Source organism: Burkholderia pyrrocinia (genome assembly GCF_001028665.1).
Taxonomy (GTDB): domain Bacteria; phylum Pseudomonadota; class Gammaproteobacteria; order Burkholderiales; family Burkholderiaceae; genus Burkholderia; species Burkholderia pyrrocinia.
The window spans coordinates 2,885,498-2,906,365 of record NZ_CP011504.1 but is presented as its reverse complement, the minus strand read 5'-3'; the positions used below and the strand labels follow the sequence as shown (position 1 = coordinate 2,906,365).

At 66.0% G+C, this 20,868-nt stretch carries 22 protein-coding genes; 13 read left to right on the top strand and 9 right to left on the bottom strand.

Annotated elements, in window-relative coordinates:
- Positions 1-504: 504 nt before the first annotated feature.
- On the bottom strand, positions 505-2,154 hold the full coding sequence (locus ABD05_RS29030) for an IclR family transcriptional regulator (protein ID WP_047903375.1): 1,650 nt from the start codon (positions 2,152-2,154) through the stop codon (positions 505-507).
- A gap of 177 nt (positions 2,155-2,331) precedes the next feature.
- Between ABD05_RS29030 and ABD05_RS29025 the strand changes: the two genes are divergently transcribed.
- Both ABD05_RS29025 and ABD05_RS29020 read left to right on the top strand, forming a co-directional pair.
- Positions 2,332-3,291, top strand: a complete 960-nt coding sequence (locus tag ABD05_RS29025; RefSeq protein ID WP_047903374.1) for an MBL fold metallo-hydrolase — start codon at positions 2,332-2,334, stop codon at positions 3,289-3,291.
- Between the two features lie 157 nt (positions 3,292-3,448).
- Positions 3,449-4,801 (top strand): MFS transporter, encoded by a 1,353-nt coding sequence (locus ABD05_RS29020; protein ID WP_047903373.1) that lies wholly within the window; start codon positions 3,449-3,451, stop codon positions 4,799-4,801.
- Between the two features lie 74 nt (positions 4,802-4,875).
- Here ABD05_RS29020 and ABD05_RS29015 read toward each other — a convergent pair whose 3' ends face one another.
- Positions 4,876-6,684 carry a sensor domain-containing diguanylate cyclase gene (locus ABD05_RS29015; protein ID WP_238594146.1) on the bottom strand — a complete coding sequence of 603 codons (1,809 nt, stop codon included), beginning with the start codon at positions 6,682-6,684 and terminating at the stop codon, positions 4,876-4,878.
- Between the two features lie 375 nt (positions 6,685-7,059).
- On the bottom strand, positions 7,060-7,860 hold the full coding sequence (locus tag ABD05_RS29010; RefSeq protein WP_047903371.1) for an SDR family NAD(P)-dependent oxidoreductase: 801 nt from the start codon (positions 7,858-7,860) through the stop codon (positions 7,060-7,062).
- 136 nt (positions 7,861-7,996) lie between these two features.
- Here ABD05_RS29010 and ABD05_RS29005 point away from each other — a divergent pair, with 136 nt between their 5' ends.
- Positions 7,997-8,950, top strand: coding sequence for a GlxA family transcriptional regulator (locus ABD05_RS29005; protein ID WP_047903370.1), 954 nt, complete (start codon positions 7,997-7,999; stop codon positions 8,948-8,950).
- A gap of 283 nt (positions 8,951-9,233) precedes the next feature.
- Here the strand turns inward: ABD05_RS29005 and ABD05_RS38005 are convergent, their stop codons facing one another.
- The gene (locus ABD05_RS38005) at positions 9,234-9,425 is read right to left on the bottom strand and encodes a hypothetical protein (protein WP_141685040.1); all 192 of its coding nucleotides are present in this window, start codon (positions 9,423-9,425) and stop codon (positions 9,234-9,236) included.
- Positions 9,426-9,631: 206 nt separating this feature from the next.
- Here ABD05_RS38005 and ABD05_RS29000 point away from each other — a divergent pair, with 206 nt between their 5' ends.
- The 4 genes from ABD05_RS29000 to ABD05_RS28985 all read left to right on the top strand — a co-directional run bounded on the left by ABD05_RS29000 (position 9,632) and on the right by ABD05_RS28985 (position 12,328).
- The gene (locus ABD05_RS29000) at positions 9,632-10,513 is read left to right on the top strand and encodes an NmrA family NAD(P)-binding protein (protein WP_047903369.1); all 882 of its coding nucleotides are present in this window, start codon (positions 9,632-9,634) and stop codon (positions 10,511-10,513) included.
- A 30-nt stretch (positions 10,514-10,543) separates the two neighbouring features.
- The gene (locus tag ABD05_RS28995) at positions 10,544-10,918 is read left to right on the top strand and encodes a hypothetical protein (RefSeq protein WP_047903368.1); all 375 of its coding nucleotides are present in this window, start codon (positions 10,544-10,546) and stop codon (positions 10,916-10,918) included.
- Positions 10,919-10,990: 72 nt separating this feature from the next.
- On the top strand, positions 10,991-11,704 hold the full coding sequence (locus tag ABD05_RS28990) for an SDR family oxidoreductase (protein WP_047903882.1): 714 nt from the start codon (positions 10,991-10,993) through the stop codon (positions 11,702-11,704).
- 162 nt (positions 11,705-11,866) lie between these two features.
- Entirely contained in the window at positions 11,867-12,328 is a 462-nt protein-coding gene (locus tag ABD05_RS28985) for a MarR family winged helix-turn-helix transcriptional regulator (protein WP_047903367.1), read from the top strand.
- Between the two features lie 97 nt (positions 12,329-12,425).
- Here ABD05_RS28985 and ABD05_RS28980 read toward each other — a convergent pair whose 3' ends face one another.
- Together ABD05_RS28980 and ABD05_RS28975 are read right to left on the bottom strand one after the other, a co-directional pair.
- Positions 12,426-13,205 (bottom strand): SDR family oxidoreductase, encoded by a 780-nt coding sequence (locus tag ABD05_RS28980; protein ID WP_047903366.1) that lies wholly within the window; start codon positions 13,203-13,205, stop codon positions 12,426-12,428.
- Positions 13,202-13,534 (bottom strand): nuclear transport factor 2 family protein, encoded by a 333-nt coding sequence (locus ABD05_RS28975; protein WP_238594145.1) that lies wholly within the window; start codon positions 13,532-13,534, stop codon positions 13,202-13,204. The genes ABD05_RS28980 and ABD05_RS28975 overlap by 4 nt, the downstream gene beginning before the upstream one ends.
- 82 nt (positions 13,535-13,616) lie before the next feature.
- On the opposite strand from ABD05_RS28975, the gene ABD05_RS28970 reads away from it, so the two are divergent.
- Positions 13,617-13,985: a winged helix-turn-helix transcriptional regulator gene (locus tag ABD05_RS28970; protein WP_047903365.1), complete on the top strand. Its 369-nt coding sequence runs from the start codon at positions 13,617-13,619 to the stop codon at positions 13,983-13,985.
- Between the two features lie 333 nt (positions 13,986-14,318).
- On the opposite strand, the gene ABD05_RS28965 is transcribed toward ABD05_RS28970, so the two are convergent.
- The gene (locus ABD05_RS28965; protein ID WP_082146252.1) at positions 14,319-15,296 is read right to left on the bottom strand and encodes a LysR family transcriptional regulator; all 978 of its coding nucleotides are present in this window, start codon (positions 15,294-15,296) and stop codon (positions 14,319-14,321) included.
- Between the two features lie 132 nt (positions 15,297-15,428).
- Here ABD05_RS28965 and ABD05_RS28960 point away from each other — a divergent pair, with 132 nt between their 5' ends.
- Both ABD05_RS28960 and ABD05_RS28955 read left to right on the top strand, forming a co-directional pair.
- Positions 15,429-16,280, top strand: a complete 852-nt coding sequence (locus ABD05_RS28960) for a class I SAM-dependent methyltransferase (RefSeq protein WP_047903364.1) — start codon at positions 15,429-15,431, stop codon at positions 16,278-16,280.
- Positions 16,281-16,316: 36 nt separating this feature from the next.
- Positions 16,317-16,814, top strand: a complete 498-nt coding sequence (locus ABD05_RS28955) for a hypothetical protein (protein ID WP_238594144.1) — start codon at positions 16,317-16,319, stop codon at positions 16,812-16,814.
- Between the two features lie 88 nt (positions 16,815-16,902).
- On the opposite strand, the gene ABD05_RS28950 is transcribed toward ABD05_RS28955, so the two are convergent.
- On the bottom strand, positions 16,903-17,394 hold the full coding sequence (locus tag ABD05_RS28950; RefSeq protein ID WP_047903363.1) for a 2,4'-dihydroxyacetophenone dioxygenase family protein: 492 nt from the start codon (positions 17,392-17,394) through the stop codon (positions 16,903-16,905).
- Between the two features lie 159 nt (positions 17,395-17,553).
- Here ABD05_RS28950 and ABD05_RS28945 point away from each other — a divergent pair, with 159 nt between their 5' ends.
- Genes ABD05_RS28945 through ABD05_RS28935 form a run of 3 tightly spaced genes read left to right on the top strand, consistent with a single transcriptional unit; the run spans position 17,554 to position 19,668 of the window.
- Positions 17,554-18,042 carry a MarR family winged helix-turn-helix transcriptional regulator gene (locus tag ABD05_RS28945; RefSeq protein WP_420796365.1) on the top strand — a complete coding sequence of 163 codons (489 nt, stop codon included), beginning with the start codon at positions 17,554-17,556 and terminating at the stop codon, positions 18,040-18,042.
- A 37-nt stretch (positions 18,043-18,079) separates the two neighbouring features.
- The gene (locus ABD05_RS28940; RefSeq protein ID WP_047903361.1) at positions 18,080-18,415 is read left to right on the top strand and encodes a hypothetical protein; all 336 of its coding nucleotides are present in this window, start codon (positions 18,080-18,082) and stop codon (positions 18,413-18,415) included.
- The gene (locus ABD05_RS28935; protein WP_047903360.1) at positions 18,412-19,668 is read left to right on the top strand and encodes an MFS transporter; all 1,257 of its coding nucleotides are present in this window, start codon (positions 18,412-18,414) and stop codon (positions 19,666-19,668) included. The genes ABD05_RS28940 and ABD05_RS28935 overlap by 4 nt, the downstream gene beginning before the upstream one ends.
- Positions 19,669-19,814: 146 nt before the next feature.
- On the opposite strand, the gene ABD05_RS28930 is transcribed toward ABD05_RS28935, so the two are convergent.
- Positions 19,815-20,768: a LysR family transcriptional regulator gene (locus tag ABD05_RS28930; RefSeq protein ID WP_047903359.1), complete on the bottom strand. Its 954-nt coding sequence runs from the start codon at positions 20,766-20,768 to the stop codon at positions 19,815-19,817.
- Positions 20,769-20,868 lie beyond the last annotated feature (100 nt).

Below are 20,868 nucleotides of genomic sequence, written 5' to 3'. Positions count from 1 at the left end.
GGAACCCGGCCGGGAGACCGGCGCAGGCCGCGGCGGAAAGCATGCCCGATTGCAAATGACGGTCCGCTCGACGGACCGTCATTCATTTCAAACCCGTGCTGCCCTGGTCCTACCGCTCAGCGCGGGAGGCGCGCGTGCGCTTCGGCGATGACTTCGCAGTTCTCGAGGTGGAGTTGCCAGGCCTCTGCAAGCAGCTCGCCAACACGTGCGAGCCAGCCAGCGGATTGGGTGGAACGATCGGAGACATTAGACGTTTGCATGACGAAGCCCCATATAGGTGGCGAGTTAGGGATAACCCTAATCATAGCGAAACGTCACCGCCTTGTGAAATGCGATTTCGTTATATGAGAATTACTGACAATTTGTGTTGCTGCTGCGCAACATGAATTTGTGCGGTCCGCCAGGTCGCGGACAGGCGCGACGAGGCCGTGGCAAGCACGGCCTTGCAAGGAGAAAGAGAGCGGGAATCGAGCGACGGAGAGGAAGGCGGCGGCGACGCGGCGATTACCGGCCGATCCACCCGAACCGCCACGACAGCCGTCGCGTCGCGGCGAGCAGCGTCTGCGCGAGGTCGCTGTCCGGCCCGCGCGGGAAGCTGCGCGACGAGCCGATGATCGCGATCACGAGCCGGATGCTGCCGGTGTGATCGAACACGGGCGCGGCGATCGTCCCGATGCCCGGCACCGGCGCGTCGAACGCGAAATCGAGCGCGTCCGCGCGGATCGCCGCGAGCCGCGCGCGGAATGCCTCGTCGGCCTGCGCGGGGCCGCTGCCGGCGAGGCGCACGGGCTCGTTGGCGAGCAGGTCGGCCAGCACGTCGTCGGACATGCCGGCCGCAAAGATCCGGCCGATCGCCGTATTGACGAGCGACATCACGGTGCCGACCTGCAGGCTCACATGCTGCGGCCGCGCCGATTCCTCGAGGCGGATCACGGTCGGCCCGAGCGGCCCGAGCGTCGCGGCGGCCACGCTCATGTCGGTCGCGGCGGCCAGCGCGACGATCTCGGCTTCCGCGTCGCGCGTCGGCGACACGCGCTGCATCGCGATCAGGCCGAGCGCCTGCCCGAGCGGGCCGCCGTCGAAACAGCCGGCGTCGTCGCGGCTCAGCAGGCCGATCTTCTGCAGGCTGACGAGGTGCGGAAACGCCTTTGCCGCCGGCATGCCCGCCGCCGCCGCGAGATCGCGCAGCGGCAGCGCGCGGCCTGCGGATACCAGCGCGAGCAGCAGCTCGCCGGTGCTGTCGAGCGCGTTGATCCCGCGTTGCGCTTTTGCGTCGTCGGCCAGCGCCGGCGGCACGCGCGGTGCGCTCGCCGCCGGTGCGGGCGGCGGTTCTGCACGTTCCGCGCCGAGCGATGCGGTGGCCTGCCGCGCGGCATCGCGCAAGGCGGTCGCGATCGGCCCGTCCCAGCCGACATCGATCGACCCGGACGATCCGATCACCGTCAATGCGAGTTGCAGGCGCCCGTGCGCGTCGAATACCGGCACGCACATCGCGCTGACGCCGGGGCTCGGCCGGTCGACGCTGCGTTCGATGCCGCGCGCGCGGATCGCGTCGAGTTCGGCCAGTTTGGCTGCGGCGTCCGGCGCGGGCTGCATGCCTTCGGCGCCCGCGAGCGTATCGCCCGCGCCGGCCTGGCTGGCCGCCATCGCGTCGAGTTGCGCGGGATCGCCGAATGCGCGGAACACACGGCCCGTCGCCGACGTGTCGAGCGACATCACCGAGCCGACGTGCAGGTTCACGTGCAGCGGATAGCCGCCGTGCTCGATGCGCACGATCGTCGGGCCGAGCGCGCCCGGCACCGACAGCGCGACGCTCAAGCCCACCGTTTCCGCGAGCCGCACCGCGTGCGGCAGCGCCGCGCGGTAGGCCGGCTGGCGCTCGATCGACATCAGCCCCAGCCGCAACGACAACGGGCCCGGCTCGTAGTTGCCGGTGATCGCGTCGCGCTTCACGAGCGCGAGCCGCGTCAGGCTGACGAGATAGGTGTGCGCCTGCGCGGTCGACAGGTCGGCTGCCGCGGCCAGCTCCGACAGGCCGAGCGGCTTGCGCCGGCGCGCGAGCGCGTCGAGCAGCCGGCCGCCGACCTCGACACTCTGGATCCCGCGCTGCGCCTTGGGCGGCGCGTCGTCTGCGCTGACTTCGTGGTTCTGCACGCGATGAATCTTCCGTTGACGAAACCCCGCATGGTATCCGACGCCATTTATCGCGCCAGCCCGCAGGTTTACCCGTATTAGACAATAGCAAGTGACTTTGTCATTGACAAATAATCGGTGCGGGAAGATGATCCGCTCACACCCCTCAACACATGGCTCGCAGCCACGGAACGCAACATGGCCAAAGCATTCGCCTCCCAAGCCGATCTGGAAGAGAAGAAAGTCACCTGGACGCAGTTGTCCGAGAACGCGTACGCGTACACCGCCGAAGGCGACCCGAACTCGGGCGTGATCGTCGGCGACGACAGCGTGCTGATCGTCGACACGACCGCGACGCCCGCGATGGCGCAGGACCTGATCGCGAAGATCCGCAGCGTGACCGACAAGCCGATCAAGCACGTGGTGCTGTCGCACTACCACGCGGTGCGCGTGCTCGGCGCATCCGCGTATTTCGACGAAGGCGCGCAGCACGTGATCGCGAGCCGCGGCACGTACGAGATGATCGTCGAGCGCGGCGAGGCCGACATGAAGTCGGAGATCGAGCGCTTCCCGCGCCTGTTCGCCGGCGTCGAGACGGTGCCCGGCCTGACCTGGCCGACGCTCGTGTTCGAGCGCGAGATCACGCTGTTCCTCGGCAAGCTCGAAGTGAAGATCATGCATGTCGGCTCGGGGCATACGAAGGGCGACACGATCGTCTGGCTGCCGTCGCAGAAGGTGCTGTTCTCGGGCGACCTCGTCGAATACGACGCCGCGTGCTACTGCGGCGACGCGCAGCTCGAACAGTGGCCTGCCACGCTCGAGGCGCTGCGCGCGCTCGGCGCCGAGAAGCTCGTGCCGGGCCGCGGCCCCGCGCTGCTGAATCCGGCCGACGTGAACAAGGGCCTCGACTACACGAAGGATTTCGTCACGACGCTGCTCGCGCAGGGCCGCAAGGCCGTCGAACGCAATCTCGACCTGAAGGCGTCGATGGCGCTCACGCGCGAAGCGATGGATCCGAAGTTCGGCCACGTGTTCATCTACGAGCACTGCCTGCCGTTCGACGTGTCGCGCGCGTTCGACGAGGCGAGCGGCATCGCGCATCCGCGCATCTGGACGGCGCAGCGCGACAAGGACATGTGGGCCGCGCTGCAGGACTGAGCGGCACACGGCGGCGGGGCGTTCGCATGAACGCGTCGCCGTTTCACTGAGGGCGGCGGTTTCCGCCGCCGTATCCGGTCTCACAAGAAAGCAGGGCGCATGCACGCCCTCGGAGACTGCTGCGCGGTCGATCCGCGCGGCCCGTTTGGAGAGAGACATGCCCCAATCGCTTCCCGCCGAAGCGACGCTCGTGCACACGAGTGCTTCGGTATCCTCATTGACGTCCGAATCCGGCGACGCGCTGCTGTTCCGCAAGATCGCGTGGCGGATCGTCCCGTTCCTGTTCCTCTGCTACGTCGTGTCGTTCCTCGACCGCATCAACATCGGCTTCGCGCAGTTGCAGATGAAGCACGATCTCGGCTTCAGCGATGCGATGTACGGCCTCGGCGCCGCGGTGTTCTACGTCGGCTACGTGTTCTGCGAAGTGCCGAGCAACCTGCTGCTCGCGCGGTTCGGCGCGAGGCGCACGTTCACGCGGATCATGCTGCTGTGGGGCATCGCGTCGACGGGGATGATGTTCGTGTCGCAGCCGTCGCATTTCTACGTGCTGCGCTTCCTGCTCGGCGTGTTCGAAGCCGGCTTTTTTCCCGGCATCGTGCTGTACCTGACCTGGTGGTTCCCCGCGAACCGGCGCGCGGCGGCGATCTCGGTGTTCTTCGCGGGCGTCGCGGTGGCCGGCGTGCTCGGCGGCCTGATGTCGGGCTGGATCATGCGCGACATGAGCGGCGTGCTCGGGCTGCACGGCTGGCAATGGATGTTCGCGATCGAAGGCGCGCCGGCGATCCTGCTCGCGTTCGCCGCGTTCACGTTCCTCGTCGACCGGCCGCAGGATGCCGCGTGGCTCACGGCCGATGACAAGGCGCGCGTCGCCGCGCTGTGTGCGGACGGCCGCGGGCACGGCAGCGCGCACGACGGGCGCAGCCTCGCGGCCGCGCTCGCGAACCCGCGCGTGTACCTGTTCGCGTTCATCTATTTCTCGCTGACCTGCGCATCGCTGACGCTCAACTTCTGGATGCCGCTGATGATCCGCGACTTCGGCGTGACCGACGTCGTCGCCGTGAGCCTCTACACGGTCGTGCCGAATGCGGTCGGCGCGGTGGGGCTGATCCTGATCGCGCGTCGCTCGGACCGCACCGGCGAACGCCGCAAGCACTTCGCGTGCTGCACGATCGGCGGCGGTCTCGCGCTCGCGGCGCTGACGCTGCACCTGCACAGCTTCGCGGCGATGCTCGCGTGCCTGTCGATCGCGGCGACGCTGATCTTTGCCGCGCTGCCGATCTTCTGGGCCGTGCCGACCCGCTACCTGTCGGGCAACGCGGCCGCGGCCGGGATCGCGCTGATCAGCAGCATCGGGATCACGAGCGGCATCGTCAGCCCGTGGGTGATCGGGATCATTCGCACGCGCACGGGCAGCATGGATCTCGCCGTGTACCTGCTGGCCGCGCTGCTGGTTGCCAGCGGCGTCGCGCTGATGCTCGGCGTGAAGGGTGAAGCCGCGCAGCGCGACTGAACGACGGCCGGCCGCTGCCCGCGGGTAGCGGCGCGTTGCCGTTGTCCCGTTCCGGCCGGAAGCGCACGCGACGGCTACGCCCGATAAACCTCGATCCGGTTGCGGCCGCGATCCTTCGCGAGATAGAGCGCCTTGTCGGCGCGCGACAGCGACTGGTATGCGCCGAAATCCGACTCCCGCATCGCGTCGATGCCGATGCTGACGGTCAGCTCGACCGGCTGATCCTCGTGAATGAGCCGTGCCTGCATCGCGCGCTGCTGCAGGCGCCGTGCAAACGCAATCGCCGTGTCGAGGTCCGATCCCGGCAGCACGATCGCGAATTCCTCGCCGCCGACCCGGCCGACGATGCTGTCCGGCCCGGTTTCCGCGAGCAGCAGTCGCGCGAAATGCCGGAGCGCGCGATCGCCGAGCGGATGGCCCCAGCGGTCGTTCAGCGCCTTGAAGTGATCGAGGTCGAGCATCAGCACCGCGGCGGCCCGGCCGGTCGCGCGCACGCAGCGCAGCGCGGCTTCGCTCTGCCGCATGAACGCGTGGCGGTTCGACAGTTGCGTCAGGTGGTCGGTCGTCGCCATCCGGTGCAGTTCGGCCTCGATGCGCTTGCGGTCGGTCGCGTCGGTGATGAAGCCGTGCCACACGGTGCCGCCGTCGGCCATGCGTTGCGGGCGCGCATCGCCTTCGCGCCATCGCAGGCCCTGGCCGGGCAGCAGCACGCGATATTCGAGGCGCCACGGCGTCAGTCGCATGGACGACTCATGCAGCGACTGCCGATACGCGATCAGGTCGGCCGGATGGATCCGCGTCTCGACCGCCTCCGCGCTGCGGGCGATCTGCTCGGGCGTCAGTTCGTAGATGTCGCTGACACCCGCACTCGCATAGGTAAAGGTGCGGCGCCCGTCGGCTGCCTGCCGCAGCTGGAACACGAGCCCGGGAACCTGGTCGGTGAGGTCCGTGACGAGCGCGGCCGAGTCGCGCAGCCGCGTGGCGAGTTCGCGCAGCGCCGTGATGTCGGTGGTCGTGCCGACCATGCGCAGCGCACGGCCGATACCGTCGCGGCTGATTACCTTGCCGCGGCTGCGGATCCACTTGTACGTGCCGTCCTTGCAGCGGATGCGGTGCTCGACCTCGTAGTTGTCGGTCCGTCGCTCGAAGTGCGCGAGCATCGTGGCCTTCACGTCGTCGACATCGTCCGGGTGCAGCCGTTGGTAGGCATCCTCGATCCGGCTGCTCAGTTCGTGCGGCGCGTACCCGAGCATTGCCTTCCAGGCCGGCGAGTAATGGATCTCGCCGGTTTCCACGTTGCGGTCCCACACGCCGGTGCCGCTTTCGGTCAGCGCGAGCGTCGTCAGCGTGCTGTGCTCCTCGACGATGCCGAGCCGTTCGCGCAACGCGGCTTCCGCAATCGCGCGGGTGAGTGCGCGTTCGGCCAGCGCGGCGAAGTCGCGCAGCAGCGCGCATTGCGTGGCGTCGAGCGTCAGGGCAACAGCGTTGACGATGCACAGCGTGCCGAGCGCGGCGCCGTCGGGCGCGACCAGTTCGCAGGCGGCGACGACTTGCGGAGCGTGAGGCGTGGTGTTGTCGGACTGCAGGCTGCCGTTCGCGCCGGGCAGGACGAATCGCCTGTCGGCAGACGGATCTCGTTCGACGTGTGGCGGGAAGAAATCGGCGGGAGGCCGGTCGGGCAGCGCTCCGTCGGCCGCAAGCACGCGTTGCGTGCCGGCTTCGGCGTGAGCAACGAAGGCGCCGGCCGTGCCGAAATGCGCACGCGCGACGCGGCAGACGATTTCCAGTTCGGGCGGCGGCGCAAGCGCCGGCTGACGGTTGGCCGAACCGCGCGCGGTGGCCGGTGCGTCGCCGGCCTCGGTGATGAACATACGGAACCGCATGGTCGAATTCCGCAACGGACGATTGCACTCGTGATCGGACGAATGCCGACCGGATGATATTGCTCGGGAAACTGCAATCGTAGAGCTTACTGTTGCGCAAATTGCGTGGCAAGCGGGTTGGAATCGGATTTCAGTACGATCCATTTACGCTTGCCGGGAAAGAATTGGGGGCGTTTTCCCGGCACGCGGGGGGCACGAACGCCGTGCGTCGCCGGCGCCTTCCCGCAGACGAATGAAGCGACCGGCGCGCGTCCGGAAACGTACCGCCGAACACCGGATGACCGCCGGCCGATTCGCCGCGCGTCACCTTGTCCCGCAGCACGTCCCGGTGTTCGGCGGGCTTGCCGCCTTCGATCCGCAGGATGTCCTGTGCGATCAGTGCGCCGGTGCGTAGCGCGGCGCCGGCGTATCGGTCGACAGGTGCGGCGCCATCGTGCGGCGCGCGGCCTCGTACGCATCCCATTCGTCGGCCGCGTGCAGCGACGGAATCGTCACGAGTTCGTCACGATCGAAGCCGACCAGCGCCGCGTCGACCATGTCCGCCGCCGGCATCACGATTTCCTTCGGCAGGTGCTCGAGCGGCAGGCCGGCCGTCTGCCAGAAATCGGTGGCCGTCGCGCCGGGCAGCACCGCCTGTACCTGCACGCCCTTGTCGGCGAGCTCGTGGTGCAGCGACTGGCTGAATGCGAGGACGAACGCCTTGCTGCCGCCGTACACGCCGTTCAGCGTCTCCGGCGAGATCGCGACGATCGACGCGATGTTGATCACCGCACCGCGACCGCGGGCGACGAAGCCGGGCACGGCCGCGTAGGTGAGGCGCGTGAGCGCGGTCACGTTCAGGTCGATCATCCGCGTCATCGCGTCGACGTCGCTGTCGAGCAGCGGCGTGTGCGTGCCGACCCCCGCGTTGTTCACGAGCAGCGTGATGCTCGCGTCCTGCTTCAGCTTCGTTTCGACGGCGGCGAGCGCCGCGCGGTCGTTGAGGTCGGCGTCGACGATCTCGACGCTGCGCTGCGTGTCGTTCGTGATGCGTTCGGCGAGGGCGGCCAGCCGGTCGCGGCTGCGCGCGACCAGGATCAGGTCGTAGCCGCGGCGCGCGAGCCGGTCGGCGTAGATGGCGCCGATGCCCGACGAGGCGCCGGTAATGAGGGCGGTACCGCGATGTGCTTGAGTCATGATGTTGCTCCGTGTCGATGAAGTTGGCCGAATGGCGTGAATGCATTCTGGCTTCGAATCGCTGCGACACAAATGACGTAGATGGGTATGATTCAGGACATCGGGCCACAGATACGCCCGGAACCGGAGAACGCGCATGCACCGAATCGGCTTTCTGATCAGCGACGGTTTCCAGATCATGGCGCTCGCCGCGCAGTCGGTGTTCGAATACGCGAACATGGGCGCGGGCGAGGCGTTCTACGTGATGGACAACTATTCGGTCGACGGCGGCGACGTGCGCTCGTCGCTCGGTCTGTCGGTCGCGACGCGCGCGCTGCGCGGGCGGATCGACGTCGATACGTGGATCGTCGCGGGCGTCAACGATCCGCTCGCTTCGCCGGCGCCGGCCGGCGTGGTTGCGTTCCTGCGCCGCGCGAACGCGCGTGCGCGGCGGATCGCAGGCATCTGCACGGGCGCATTCGTGCTGGCCGAGGCCGGGCTGCTGGCGCAGCGCCGCGCGACGACGCACTGGGCGTTCGGCCGCGACATGCAGCGGCACTACCCGGAGACTCGCGTCGAGGAGGACCGGATCTACATCGTCGACGGGCCGGTCTGGACGTCGGCCGGGATGACGGCCGGCCTCGACCTTGCGCTCGCGATGGTCGAAAAGGATCTCGGCGCCGATGCCGCGCGGTCGGTCGCGCACAAGCTGGTGATGCACCAGCGCCGGGCCGGCGGCCAGTCGCAGCATTCGGAAATGCTGGAACTCGCGCCGAAATCCGACCGGATCCAGAACGCGCTGAACTACGCGCGGCAGAACCTCGGCCGCGCGCTGACCGTCGAGGAGCTGGCCGATGCGGTCCACCTGAGCCCGCGGCAGTTCAGCCGCGTGTTTACGCTCGAAACGGGGCAGTCGCCGGCGAAGGCGATCGAGCGGCTGCGGCTCGAGTCCGCGCGGTTGATGATCGAACAGAGCAGGCATCCGCTCGACGTGATCGCGAAGGAGAACGGTTTTCGCGACCGCCGGCACATGCGCGAGGCGTTCGTGCGCGGGTTCGGCGTGCCGCCGCAGGCGATGCGGCGCGATGCGCGTACGGATGACCGGGGCTAGGGCGGTGGTCGCCACAGGCGGGGGCATGTGGACGAATCGGGTCAGCTTGGCTTGAGTGGGGGCGAGGGCCGCTACCGGCCGGGTTCGGCCATGAAGCGCCATTCATCTAGGCCGCCGCATGGGTATTCGTGCGACCGCTCCGCCCCTGTGAACCGCCGTGCGACCGTTAACGACGTGCGTTGCGTCGTCGGTCATAACGGACGTTCGGCTGTCGCCGTGCGCGAGGCACCTCCATGTTGCTTTACTGCCATTGGGACGTCCGCGGGCTCAGAACGTTCTGCTTTCAGGCTATCGGTGGTCGTTCAGGCAGAACGATGATCCCGACTTTTCCGCGCGCGACGTCGCAGACAAGACCTGACACCCTATAGCTGCCGGGAATATCAGGATTCGCCTTGAGCGTGGCAACGTCGAGCGCAACGGCCTTGTAAGGATCAGTGGTCGCCAATGCGTCGAATTCTTCCGGCGCGACGCTCAAGTGCTTTGCCCGCAACTTCGAGGCCTGGTGGTAGCCAGAGCCCGTCGAACCGTCCCACCCCAATGCCTTCAGCCCGATAAAGCACCGCGTTCCCAGGGGCGCGACATCGCATCCAGCACGGACAAGAATGCCTTGACAATTGAAGCATATGCTCCTATCTTGGCTACAAGAGAGCATATGCTCTTATTTCCAAATGGAGCCAAGCCATGAACCAGGCCGAAATACTTGTGAGCGGTGCAACCGGACGGACCGGAGGTATCGCTATCGACGAATTGCTCAGGATGGGCAGGCGCGTGCGCGCATATGTGCGTACAGACGACGATCGGGCAACTGCCCTGAGGCAGCGCGGAGTCGATATCGCCGTCGGAGACTTCACCGACATCAATGCCATCCGCGCAGCCATGGAAGGAATCCGATCGGCCTATTTTCTCCATCCGATCGCGCCAGGAATCATCGGGGCTGCTGCTTATTTCGCGCAGGCCGCAAAGGAGGCGGACGTCAAGGCGATCGTCAACATGTCGCAGATTTCCGCGCGCCGGGAGTCGAAAAGCCACGCGGCCCAGGATCACTGGGTTTCCGAGCGGGTCTTCGATTGGTCAGGCGTCCCGACTACACATCTCCGCCCCACGTTCTTTGCCGATTGGCTCGTCTATCCGCATTTTGCGAAGGAGATTTGGGCTACGAAAAAGATTGAATTTCCCTTTGGCAATGGCCGTCACGCACCCATCGCCACTGATGATCAGGGGCGGGTGATCGCCCATGTCCTGGCCAACCCCGAAGGTCACGAGGGCAAGATCTATGCGCTCCATGGTCCCGTCGAGATGAACCATACCGAGATCGCCACGGCGATGAGTGAGGCTCTCGGAGCCCGGATCGAATACGAGCCAAGTTCCATCGAGGCGTTTCGGATCAAGATGGAAAATCTCTACAAATTTCCGCCGTTCCTCACGCAGCATCTGGTCGAGGTTGCTCAGAACTACCGTGACGGCGTCTTCGCGGGTACCAACGATGTCATCGAGAAAATTACCGGAAAGCCGCCACTCTCGGTCCAGCAGTTCGTCGCTCGGAATCGAGCCGTATTCGCGTGAGCATGACCCCAAACGAGTCGAGGTTTGAAAATGGCACACACTCAAGACGAGCGTCACCCGTTTCTGGACGATCTAACAACTGATGCAGAGTTGGTCAGCTCGGTGTTGCGTGGCCCCGTATCAGGGCGCGACGAAATCCGGCTGGCAGTCAACGCCGTCGGAACCTTCTACGCCTCGCAGACGACCACATTTCTTCAGACTGTCGGTTCGCGGCTCTTTCTCGAGTACGAAGCCGTTCTGACGAGCGGTGAGAACCTGAGTGCGGTCGTCGTCGTCGACCACAACTCCGACGGATCAGTGCCGCGCGTTAGCGTACGGATGAGCCCGCTTGACGCTGTGCTGACTCTCGCTGCCCATCTGCGGGAGTCACTTTCAAAGCAGCTTCCGGAAAACCTTTTTCTTTGAACCAGGCGCCCGCAGGCCGGCGGAGGCGGATGCATCTCCCCGGAGCACGCGGCTTTAAAAATGGAGCTTGTCATGGAAATCAAGAACGCCACCGTCTTTATCACCGGCGCCAATCGCGGCCTGGGCCTGGCTTTTGCACGAGAGGCACGTCGCCGCGGGGCGACGAAAGTGTACGCGGGCATGCGCAACACGAATGGCTTTGAAGAGCCGGGCATTGTGCCGGTCAAGATCGATGTTACGGATACGGCGTCGATCGCGGCAGCGGCGAAACAGGCGGCGGATACGACACTGCTGGTCAACAATGCGGGCATAGCCGCTCTGATCGACGGGCCTCTGGCGGCCGACGTCGAAGCGCAATCCACTCGCATGTTCGATACCAACTACTACGGCGTAGTGCGTGTCACGCAGGCCTTCGAGCAGATATTGGCGGCCAAGCCGCATGCGGCGATCATCAACGTGCTTTCCGACATCGTATGGCTTCCGCGCCCCTATCTGACGCCGTATGCGGCGTCAAAGGCAGCAGCATGGAGTTATACGAACCAGCTTCGCTTTCATCTGCATGAGCGTGGCATCCAGGTTCTGGGCCTACACGTCGGATTCGTGGATACCGACCTGACCAATGGCATTGACGTGCATAAAGCTAGCCCCGAGGATGTTGTGCGGCAGACCTATGACGCTCTCGCCGCCGGCAAGAGCGAGGTGATGGCCGACGAGGGTACAGCGGTGCTAAAGAGTACGCTAGCGGCTGAAGTGCCGGGCTACATTAGTCCGCCGGAAGGGTTTTAAACGCCGCAGATGACGAGAGTCGGCCACGGGGGCGAGACTTGGGGCGCGCAGATTACCGGGGCGCCAGCGTTTTCAGTGTCGACTTTCATCGAACGATGCCGCCGTACCTTCGCGCGTGCGCGTAGCGTTCCGGCAATCAAAAGAAATGAGGAGTGGAACCAGATGTTGCCGTTCGACCAACCGCTTGGAATCGATCAATGCAACTGCTTCGCAGTGAGGAAGGCGAGCAGGCAGATATCGCGCCTCTACGATAACCATCTCGAGCCGGCGGGCCTGCGCATTACGCAATTCCTCACCCTGGCCGCACTGGACGAGGTGGGAAGTGCCGCGGTGAACGCCCTTGCCGAACGGCTCGATATCGAACGGACGGCGATGGGGAAGATGGTTGGCTTCCTTGAGCGCGACGGCTTTGTCGCGATCAAGCCCTCGCCCACGGACGGTCGAAGCCGCCTTGTCGAGCTCACCGAAGAAGGACGGCGCCTGCACAAAAAGGCGGCCCCGCTATGGCGGGAAGCGCAGCGGGAGTTCGAGCAGCTGAACGGCGTAGAGAATGTCACGGCGCTGCGGGAGGGGCTTAGAGGAGTGGTCGTCGGCGATGTGACGGTACGCCCGCCCGGGGACTGACGGTCCACAAGAATTGCCACAAACGCATGAGACCGCCGCTGCCCGGGACGATAGGAAGTGACGAGGCGCGCCGACGTCCACCGCCAAGCGGCTCAGATCACGCAGTCGGAACGGTTCCGCCGTCGATGACGTACTCGGTGCCGGTGATGGCGCTGGCGCGCGCGGAGACGAGGAAACCGACGAGCTCTGCCACTTCCCGGGGAGCGCATGGCCGGCCAAGAGGAATGCCACCGAGCGAATCCATGATGACTTTCCGAGCGCCGTCCATGTCGGTGCCGTTCTGCCCGGCAATCCTGGCGACGAGATTCTCGGCGGCTTCTGTCTCGACCCAACCCGGGGAGACACGCACGACCCGAACGCCTTTCGGACTGACTTCCTTGGACAACGCCTTGCTGTAGTTCGATAGGGCAGCCTTGGCGGCGGCATAGGCAATCGTGGCTTCCGGCAACGGCAATTGCCGCTGGATCGACGTGACGTGGATGATGACGCCCGAGCGCTGCTCGAGCATTGAGGGTAGCAGCGCGCGATCGATGCGTACCGCCGGGAACAGATTCAGGTTCAATGCCTTGTTCCATTCGTCGTCGTCGAGCACCCTGAAGCCACCCGCCGGCGCAGATGAGCCACCAGCCACGTGCACGACTATATCGACGCCGCCGAGCCGGTCGAGTACGGCGTCGACAACGGTTTTACATCCTTCGGCCGTCGTGATGTCCGCACCGATGAACCTTTCTTCGGCAAGTTCATCGGAACGAGAACGCGCAGTCGCGAGGACGTTCGCGCCCGCCTCGCAAAGGTATGCGACAACGGCTTTGCCGATGCCTTTGGTCCCGCCCGTGACAAGTGCGCGAAGGCCTTGAAGTTCGAATGTAGCGCTCATCCGCGAATCTCCAGAGACGCGATCTTGCCGCCGGCCAAGACAAACGTGTAGGTCAGTTCGAGCGGGCTACCGGGGAAGGAACCGGTGAGCCTGGCGCGCATCGTCACGACCGCGCCATCCTGGGACACGTTCAACGGTTCGACGCGGTACTGGTACTTGGCTTTGCTGTCTTTCTTCCAGGCCCGGATTGCTTCGAGCCCCTCGATCGTGCGTCCCTCGTCATGCACAACGGCATCCGAAGCGAAGCAGTGGACGAGAGGAGCGGTGTCGCTATTGGCCTCCGCGTTCAGATAGACATCCAGCGGCGACGGCAAGGTCACGTTCATCATGCTTTTCCTGAAGATCATGGATTCACGTCCCAATGATGTCGCTACACTTACTCTTTCACAAGAACGCACTAAAAAGTAAGTCATGCCTAACCGAAAAGCCTACACTCCCGCGACCGCCGCGATCGATGTCGAGGCCGCATTCAAGCTGCTGGAAGGACGCTGGAAGCTGGTCATCCTGTTTCACCTTTTCGGTGGCCAAGTGCGACGCTTTTCGGAGCTCGAGAAGCTGATCCCCGGCGTCACGCAAAAGATGCTTGCCCAACAGCTACGCCGGCTCGAAGAGGACGGCATTGTGACGCGCACGGTCTATCATGAGGTGCCACCGAAGGTGGACTACCGTCTAACTGATTGGGGGCAGGCGCTGTGCCCGGCACTGGACGCGATCCTGAAATGGGCGGAGTGCCGCCAAGACTTTCCATCGGCCGCACCGAGCGTGCGTACCCAAGGCTGACTGACCTATTTCATGTATCGGGATTTTGTGGGTCGTCGATGATGGCCGACGTAACAAGGGCCGACGCTTTATCAGCGGTCGTCTCATGCCGCACCGGGAGCGGGCAGCGGTAGAACCTGTCCGAGCGTGTCGATAGGGTCGCAATCTGCCAGACGAAATTCCACGAACGGGCGCGTCGCCCGATGCGACCGAGAAATCCGCTTTCCGACATCCGCCGAGGCGACCGCGGTGCTGAGCCAGAGGGGACTCGAGCGAACGACGCCCTGACCGGCACGCATCAACACAGCCAATCCCGACCATCCGATCCGCTAATCGGCCACACGAAAGAAAACATCATCCGTTTTTCCTCGGTCCTGCACGCCCCGGCGCATGACGCACCAAAACTTTGCCAGGACCTGGCGGGTGGTTCTTCACGTGATCGATGAACGCGCGCAGCTTCGGCATGATCTGCCGGCGGCCTGGATAGTAGAGAAACACGCCTGGCCTCACCGGCGCGAACGGCTCCAGCACGTCCACCAGGGTTCCCGCTTTCAGCGCTTCCGAGACCATCGGCTCAGGTAGCTGCGCAAGGCCCAGCCCCTCGACTGCCGCACCCAGCAGGGTAGGAAAATCGTGCGCGATAAACGGGCCCGATACGGCGACCTCGATCTCGCGGTCGTTTTCGTTGTCGTTGAATGACCACGGCGCGAGCGCACCGTTGGATCTCCGCCATCGCAAGCACGCATGTTCGCGCAGATCGTCCACGTGTTCGGGACGGCCGCGGTCAGAAAAGTAGGCAGGACTGCCGACGATGACGAGACGGAACGAGGGCGTCAACGGCACCGCAACCATGTCGGCGTCGACGAACTGGCCCAGGCGGATGCCGGCGTCGAACCCTTCCGCCGCGAGATCGACCAGCGCCTCGTTCGCGGCAATCTCGACTTCGATCTCGGGATACGCCCGGCAGAAGGATGCAATCAGCGGTTCCAGCAGGATCGGCACCACCGCGCGCGGCACCGAAAGGCGCAACAGTCCGGTGGGCCGCTGGCCGAGATCGCGGGCTACCTCGCTGGCGGCGACGAGCTCTTCGAACGCTGGCTTTGCTCGCGACAGAAACCGTTCGCCGGCTTCCGTCAGGCCGACACTGCGCGTGGTGCGGATGAAGAGTGCTGCGCCGATGCGTTCTTCAAGCGCATGCACGGCCTGGCTGACGGCCGACGGCGTGACGCCGAGTTCGGCGGCAGCGCGGCGAAAACTGCGATGCTGGGCAACGCTGAGGAACGCTTCCACACCATCGAGTGCGCGTTGCCTGACTGTGAAGTTCTGCTTCATGGCCCATCAACATTGTGATGAATAGTCGCTCGCCAGCGGCCATGTTACACCTACGCCTGCAGACGAGGCATCGCGCCGATCTCGACGCGCAAGCCCGGAACGATCTGCTTGAATCCATGGAGGAACCTCACCATGAACGATGCGCTTGATGGCGTGCGCGAGCACTATCGCGCGACCGGCCTGACCGAGCGGCTGAAAGCCGCACTCACGGTGCTCGGGCCGGAGGATCAACCGTTCGCACCGCGGCAACTGGACGCCATCGACCAGTTTCACACCCGCGGGCTGGCGGCGACCGACGAGCTTGCCGAACTGGTCGGGATCACCGCCGACATGGCGGTGCTGGACGTCGGTTCGGGCATCGGCGGGCCGGCTCGCGTTCTGGCTGCAACCCATGGCTGCCGGGTGACGGGCATCGACCTCAGCGAGCCGTTCGTGGATGCCGCGCGCTATCTCGCGCAGCGCACCGGGCAGAGCGGGCAGGTGTCGTTTCGTACCGCCAGCGCGCTGGATCTTCCGTTCGACGACGGCCGTTTCGATGTCGTGTTGCTGCAGCATGTGGCGATGAACATCGCCGATCGCGCACGGCTTTACCGGGAGATCCGGCGCGTGCTGAAGCCGGACGGCAAATTCGCGACGTACGACGTCGTCGCAAACGGCAGCGAACTGCACTATCCCGTTCCGTGGGCGCGAACCCCGGACACGAGCTTCCTGATGACGGCCGACGCAACACGCGAGGCCATCGAGGCAGCAGGTTTCCGCACGCTGACATGGCAGGACGACACCGAGGCCGCAAAAGCGTGGATCGCCCAACGGCGCGCGTCCGGGCCGCCGCCGTCGCCGAATCTCGGCATCGTGCTGGGGCCGGACTTCGCGCAACTGTTCGCGAACCTGGGGCGCAATCTCGTCGAAGGCCGGGTCGGCATTCTCACTGCGGTGTTCGAGGCCGACGCCACGAATACCCGGAACCGCATGGAGGCCCGCTGATGACAGCCGCTCCCTTTCCTGCCGGACTCGCCGCCGTTGCTGCCGTTGGCGATCGTTCTGCCGGTGCTGATCGGCGCGCCACTGTTGCTGTTGTCGAGGCGGGTCGGGCAGGTGCTCGATGCGATGCCGGCGACGTGGCTCGTCGCGCTTCAGCTTTACCGCGTATTCGGCGGTTGGGCGCTCGCCGCGTGGCTGCATGGAGGGATGCCCGGCGTGTTCGCGTTGCCGGCGGGAATTGGCGACGTGCTGACCGGCGTGTTCGCCGTGCCGGCGGCAATCGCCGTCGCGACCGGTACGGCCGACGGGCGGAAGGCGGCGATCATGTGGAACCTCTTTGGCCTCGCGGATTTCGCTATCGCGATCACGATGGGGTTGATCACGTCGCCCGGCCGGTTCCAGCTGATCGTTCCGAATGTGCCCAGTATCGGTGCCGGTGTTTATCCGGATGTGTTGCCCCCGGCGTTCTTAGTGCCGACCTCGATCCTGCTGCACGCGCTGTCGCTGCGCCAGTTGATCCGGCGGTCCGCTGACTAGGCCCGTTCGGCGATGCGGCGCGGCTCCGGCATTTCGACGCCGAGCGTGCCTGCGCCGTGATCGCCGAATCCGACTTCGCCCGACGACGTCAGCGCGTGACGAACGCCACGGCGTCGTCCGGCGCCGTCCGCGCATGCTTGCGCTGGCGCAGCAGCGCGACGCGGCAATTCTCGCGCGCGGTCTCGCGGCCGTCGTCGTCGAGCAGCACGAGATCGCCGCGCATCACGTTGAGCGTGATCACATCCTCGCCCGGCGCGCCGAGCGTTTGCGGCGTATGCACCGAGCCGGCCGGTTCGAGCACCGTCGAGCCGGCGTGCGCGACCCAGTCGTATTCCAGGTAGCGCCACGCGCCCTGCAGCGTATGGACGAACACCTCGCCGTCGTGGCGATGGCGCGGCAGCGTGCCGCCGGCCGGCATCTTCAGCAGCGCGGTGAGCGTGTCCTCGGCCGCATTGATGTGCAGGTACTTGATCGCCAGCCCCGGCAGGTCGGCGCTCATCGGCAGCCACGGCAGCGCATCGCCGGGCAGGCACGAGATCGGCGGCAGGTCGGTGGAGAGCGGGGCGGACGGCTGCGTCATGGCGGGAGGCGGAGCGGAAATGGGGAGCCCGCATTATCGCAGAGGCGGATCGGGCGGCTGAACGCGACGTATCGCGTTCGTCTCCGATTCGCGGACCTCCGCACGCATGTGCCCGTCGTGTCTCGATATATACAGTCAAACTGTACAGTTTGACTGTATATGTGCTATCGTGGATTCATGAACACGCCATCGCCATCTTCCGAATCGCTCCCACTGGCCGGTCTCGCCGGCGAACTCCGCATCTCGGTCGGCAAGCTGATGCGGCGGATGCGGGAGCAGACCCACCCGAACGACCTCACGTCTTCCCAGAAATCGGTATTGCTGCGGCTCGATCGCGACGGCCCCGCGACCGTGTCGGCGCTCGCGCGTGCCGAAAGCGTGCGACCGCAGTCGATGCGCGTGACGGTCGCGACGCTCGAGGCGCTGGGTGCCGTCAGCGGCGCGCCCGACCCGACCGACGGACGACAGACGCTGATCGCGCTCACGCCCGGTTTCCGCAAGGTGCTGCTGGCCAATCGCGCGGCGAAGGACGACTGGCTGTTCCGCGCGCTGCATGCGCAGTTATCGGAACAAGAGCAGGCCGAGCTTGCAGCGGCCGTGAAGCTGCTGCAGCGGCTCGCCGAATTCCAGGACCCGGCGCGCCCGTGAACCGCATCGACCCGCCCGCCGAAAGGACAGCCCGAACATGAACGCCTTGCCTCTCGTGTCGTACTTTTTCGGCGGCGCGTTTCTCGCGAACGCCGTGCCGCATCTCGTCAGCGGGCTGCGCGGCGAGCCGTTCCAGACGCCGTTCGCGAATCCGCCCGGCCGCGGGCTGTCGTCGTCCACCGTGAATGTCGTGTGGGGCGTAGTGAATCTCGCGATCGGCTATGCGCTCGTGTGCCGCGTGGGGGCTTTCGACCTGAAGGTCACGGCCGACGCGGCTGCGCTCGGGCTCGGCGTACTGGCGCTCGGCCTGTTCGTCGCGCGCCATTTCGGCGCGCTGCACGGCGGCAACGAGCCCGACCAGGAGGGGCCATGAGCGTGCCGGCCGCGGGCGTGTTTCGCTCGCTTCGCAGTTTCAACTACCGCGTGTGGGCGATCGGCGCGCTGGTGTCGAACATCGGCACGTGGATCCAGCGCACCGCGCAGGACTGGCTCGTCCTCACGCAGCTCACGCATCACGACGCGTCGGCGGTCGGCACGGTGATGGCGCTGCAGTTCGGGCCGCAGCTCCTGCTGTTGCCGTGGACCGGCTACGCGGCCGATCGCTTCGACCAGCGCAAGCTGCTGATGGTGACGCAGGGGCTGATGGGCGTGCTGGCGCTGGCGCTTGGCGCGCTGACCGTCACGGGCGTCGCGCGGCTCGAGCATGTGTACGTGTTCGCGTTCCTGTTCGGCTGCGCGTCGGCGTTCGACGCGCCGGTGCGGCAGACCTTCGTCGCGGAACTGGTCGGCGACCGCGAGCTGGCAAACGCGGTCGCGCTCAATTCGACGTCGTTCAATGCGGCGCGGATGATCGGCCCGGCGGCGGCCGGGTTCCTGATCGCGTCGATCGGCACCGGCTGGGCGTTTCTCGCCAACGGTCTCAGCTTCTTCGCGGTGCTGGCGTCGCTGTCGCTGCTCCGGGAGGACGAACTGCGCGCGAATGTGCGGGCGGGCCGCTCGCGCGGCGGTCTGCTCGACGGGTTCCGCTATGTGTGGCAGCGCGACGACCTGAAGGCGATCCTCGTGATGCTGTTCCTGATCGGCACGTTCGGGCTCAATTTCCAGCTGTTCATTTCGACGATGGCGGCCAGCGTGTTCCATGTCGATGCGCGCGGCTTCGGCGTGCTGTCGTCGATGATGGCGGTCGGCACGGTGTCGGGCGCGCTGCTCGCGGCACGCCGCGAGCAGCCGCGCTTCCGGCATCTGTGGTTCGGTGCGGCGCTGTTCGGGCTCGGCTGCACGCTCGCCGCGCTGGCGCCGGGCTACTGGCTGTTCGGGGCCGCGCTCGTGCTGACCGGGATCGCCGCGATCACCTTTATGAACTCGACCAACAGCCTGATGCAACTGTCCACCGAGCCGGCGATGCGCGGCCGCGTGATGGCGCTGCGCCTCGCGGTCGCGCTCGGCGGCACGCCGCTCGGCGCACCGGTGGCGGGTTGGGTCGCGAACCATCTCGGGCCGCGCTGGGCGCTCGGCGTCGGCGCCGCGTCCGGTTTTGCCGCCGCGCTCGTCGCGACGCATTTCATGAAGCGCAGCCGGGCCAGGCAGCGCGCGGGCGGCGCGGTCGATAAGGGCGACGGCGCATGACGTAGCAGGGCGGAAACGAAGGCGCGGCTGAGCCTATTCGTCTCATATTCGATGCAGGCGCGCGTGCGCTGGGCCAGCCAGTCGTTCTGCCGAGCAGCGATGCTGCACCGCGCGCCGCCGGGAACCGGATTCCCCGAATGAGCCGCCTACGCCGCCGGCCGCGCCTTGGCATCGTGCGCGGCTTCCAGACACGACTGAAACAGCAGCGCAGCCCGCGACGGCCGCGGCGAGCGCCGCAGCAGGCTCACGAACCGGCACCGGTAGTTGAACCGGTGCGGCGCGATCGGCTGCATCAGCCCCTTGTTTTCGAAGCTTTCCGCGTAATGGTCGGGCAGGAAGCCGAGATAACGACCGGACAGGATCAGCGTCGCGATCGACTCCTGGTCCGACGCGGTCGCGCTGCGCGTGAGCTTCGCGCGATGGCTCAGTTCCATGTTCGGCGAATGGAAGCCGAGCCCCGCGAACGCATGGTTGCGGATCGTCGTCCACGTGAGCTTGCCGTGCGGCGCATCGTAGAGCGGATGCTGGCGGCCGCAATAGAGCAGCATCCGTTCGTCGAACAGCTCCGAATACACGAGGCTGCCCGAGTGGCGGTGCGCGGGAATGATCCCGACCTGGTAGCTGCCGTCGATGATCCCGCGCTCGACTTCGTTGATCGACGCGACGTGCAGGTTCAGCGTGACGTCGGGCGCCTCGTCCGCGAACTGGCGGATCGCGTCGCCGAGCCGCGCGTTCGCGTTGGTGGCCGTCTTGTCGAACACCGCGACGTGCAGTTCTCCGCCCATCCGTTCGTGAATACCGTCTATCCTGCTGCGAAAGGCCTCCATCGACGCGAGCAGCCGCAGCGTCTCCTCGTACACGGTCTGGCCCTCGGGGGTCAGCGTGAAGCCGGCGCGGCCGCGCCGGCACAGCACGAGGCCGACGCGCGTTTCCAGATCCTTCACGTGCCGGCTGATCGTCGAGATGCCGATATTCAGTTCCAGTTCGGCTGCCGCCATCCCGCCGCACTGCACGACGCCCTTGAAGACCCGCAGCAGGCGGAGATCCATGTCGCTGAGCTGCCCGAGCAGCGCGCGGCTCTTCGGTTTCTTTGCTTGCATAGTTTTGCAAGTGAACATTGATATTGCGATATTGAAGAGACTAATTGGCCTCCCGACAATACGCAACATCATCACAAGAAGGAGGGGCGCGCCGCGCCGA

What these genes read in the sequence shown, in the direction of transcription:
- ABD05_RS29025 (WP_047903374.1), top strand. Translation starts at nt 2,332, where the DNA reads ATGGCCAAAGCATTCGCCTCCCAAGCCGATCTGGAAGAGAAGAAAGTC.
- ABD05_RS29020 (WP_047903373.1), top strand. Translation starts at nt 3,449, where the DNA reads ATGCCCCAATCGCTTCCCGCCGAAGCGACGCTCGTGCACACGAGTGCT.
- ABD05_RS29015 (WP_238594146.1), bottom strand. Translation starts at nt 6,684, where the DNA reads ATGCGGTTCCGTATGTTCATCACCGAGGCCGGCGACGCACCGGCCACC.
- ABD05_RS29010 (WP_047903371.1), bottom strand. Translation starts at nt 7,860, where the DNA reads ATGACTCAAGCACATCGCGGTACCGCCCTCATTACCGGCGCCTCGTCG.
- ABD05_RS29005 (WP_047903370.1), top strand. Translation starts at nt 7,997, where the DNA reads ATGCACCGAATCGGCTTTCTGATCAGCGACGGTTTCCAGATCATGGCG.
- ABD05_RS29000 (WP_047903369.1), top strand. Translation starts at nt 9,632, where the DNA reads ATGAACCAGGCCGAAATACTTGTGAGCGGTGCAACCGGACGGACCGGA.
- ABD05_RS28995 (WP_047903368.1), top strand. Translation starts at nt 10,544, where the DNA reads ATGGCACACACTCAAGACGAGCGTCACCCGTTTCTGGACGATCTAACA.
- ABD05_RS28990 (WP_047903882.1), top strand. Translation starts at nt 10,991, where the DNA reads ATGGAAATCAAGAACGCCACCGTCTTTATCACCGGCGCCAATCGCGGC.
- ABD05_RS28985 (WP_047903367.1), top strand. Translation starts at nt 11,867, where the DNA reads ATGTTGCCGTTCGACCAACCGCTTGGAATCGATCAATGCAACTGCTTC.
- ABD05_RS28980 (WP_047903366.1), bottom strand. Translation starts at nt 13,205, where the DNA reads ATGAGCGCTACATTCGAACTTCAAGGCCTTCGCGCACTTGTCACGGGC.
- ABD05_RS28975 (WP_238594145.1), bottom strand. Translation starts at nt 13,534, where the DNA reads ATGATGAACGTGACCTTGCCGTCGCCGCTGGATGTCTATCTGAACGCG.
- ABD05_RS28970 (WP_047903365.1), top strand. Translation starts at nt 13,617, where the DNA reads ATGCCTAACCGAAAAGCCTACACTCCCGCGACCGCCGCGATCGATGTC.
- ABD05_RS28965 (WP_082146252.1), bottom strand. Translation starts at nt 15,296, where the DNA reads ATGAAGCAGAACTTCACAGTCAGGCAACGCGCACTCGATGGTGTGGAA.
- ABD05_RS28960 (WP_047903364.1), top strand. Translation starts at nt 15,429, where the DNA reads ATGAACGATGCGCTTGATGGCGTGCGCGAGCACTATCGCGCGACCGGC.
- ABD05_RS28950 (WP_047903363.1), bottom strand. Translation starts at nt 17,394, where the DNA reads ATGACGCAGCCGTCCGCCCCGCTCTCCACCGACCTGCCGCCGATCTCG.
- ABD05_RS28945 (WP_420796365.1), top strand. Translation starts at nt 17,554, where the DNA reads ATGTGCTATCGTGGATTCATGAACACGCCATCGCCATCTTCCGAATCG.
- ABD05_RS28940 (WP_047903361.1), top strand. Translation starts at nt 18,080, where the DNA reads ATGAACGCCTTGCCTCTCGTGTCGTACTTTTTCGGCGGCGCGTTTCTC.
- ABD05_RS28935 (WP_047903360.1), top strand. Translation starts at nt 18,412, where the DNA reads ATGAGCGTGCCGGCCGCGGGCGTGTTTCGCTCGCTTCGCAGTTTCAAC.
- ABD05_RS28930 (WP_047903359.1), bottom strand. Translation starts at nt 20,768, where the DNA reads ATGCAAGCAAAGAAACCGAAGAGCCGCGCGCTGCTCGGGCAGCTCAGC.